Raw genomic sequence first — 1,258 nt, forward strand, 5'->3', positions numbered from 1 at the left:
GGAGTTGGAGGTGTTGGAGTTGGAGGTGTTGGGGTTGGAGGTGTTGGAGTTGGAGGTGTTGGAGTTGGAGGTGTTGGGGTTGGAGGTGTTGGAGTTGGAGGTGTTGGAGTTGGAGGTGTTGGGGTTGGAGGTGTTGGAGTTGGAGGTGTTGGAGTTGGAGGTGTTGGGGTTGGAGGTGTTGGAGTTGGAGGTGTTGGAGTTGGAGGTGTTGGAGTTGGAGGTGTTGGAGTTGGAGTTGGGGCAGTGTCGTTATCAGTAATGGCGACATTAACAGGGGAAATTGTGATGCTGTTATATTTAACATCGGTACTGGTAAAAGTATGCCCGATCGCCCCCGCATGATTTCCTTCCACAGCCGCATCGTCTGTAGCCGTTACTGTGACGGGTTTGGCAACATTCCAGTCAGTAGCGTCGAAGGTAATTGCACCCATCGCATTAATTTGACTGCCCGTATCAAAGCTGATCGTAACTGGTGCAGTTGGCTGGGAATTTAACTTGAGTGTATAACTGCCTGTTGCACCGCCTTCTGTAGCAGTTGTGCTCTGCTGTGAAATACTCACACCCGTCGTGTCGTTATCAGCAATCGTGGCAGTCACAGGAGAAATCGTCAGGTTGTTATAATTAGTATCTGTACTGACAGATGTGTGAGCGATCGTGCCGCTGCGGGCTCCTTGCGCTATGCTGTCATCGATCGCCGTAACAGTGACATTTTGCGCCACATTCCAATTATTCGGGGTGAAAGTGACAGGTGCGATCGCATTAATTTGATTGCCCGTGTCAAAATTTATCGTGACGTTTGCAGTAGGTGCGGTAGTCAGAAGTACGCCGTAGCTATCGGTTGCACCGCCTTCAGCAATAGCTGTCCCGCCTCCTGATTGGACAAGAGAAATACCGGGACTATCGTTATCAGTAATCGATGCTGTCACATCGGGAATGACTTTCGCATTATAATTTGCATCGGTACTCGTAGCTGTGTGAGAAATCGTGCCGCTGTGGGTTCCTTGTGCTAGATTGTCGTCGATCGCACTGACAGTGACAGTTTGAGCAACATTCCAATTAGTGCTGTCAAAAGTAATAGGTGTGGCGATCGGATTAAGTTGATTGTCAGTATTGAAACTGATAGTAACCGGTGCTGTTGGTTGCGAAGTTAGCTCGATTTTGTAACTGCCATTTGCGCCGCCTTCTGTAGCAGTTATGTTCGTAGGTGCAATGCTGAAATCGGCAGTGTCGTTATCGGTAATGGCGACATTAACAGCCC

General features: G+C 49.1%; 1 pseudogene. It reads right to left on the reverse strand.

The features are described from left to right. Positions 1 to 1,258: pseudogene (locus tag QUB24_RS29075) on the reverse strand (peptidase C11 clostripain); the annotation flags it as partial.

This window comes from Microcoleus sp. B9-D4, assembly GCF_036705105.1.
Classification (GTDB): Bacteria; Cyanobacteriota; Cyanobacteriia; order Cyanobacteriales; family Microcoleaceae; genus Microcoleus.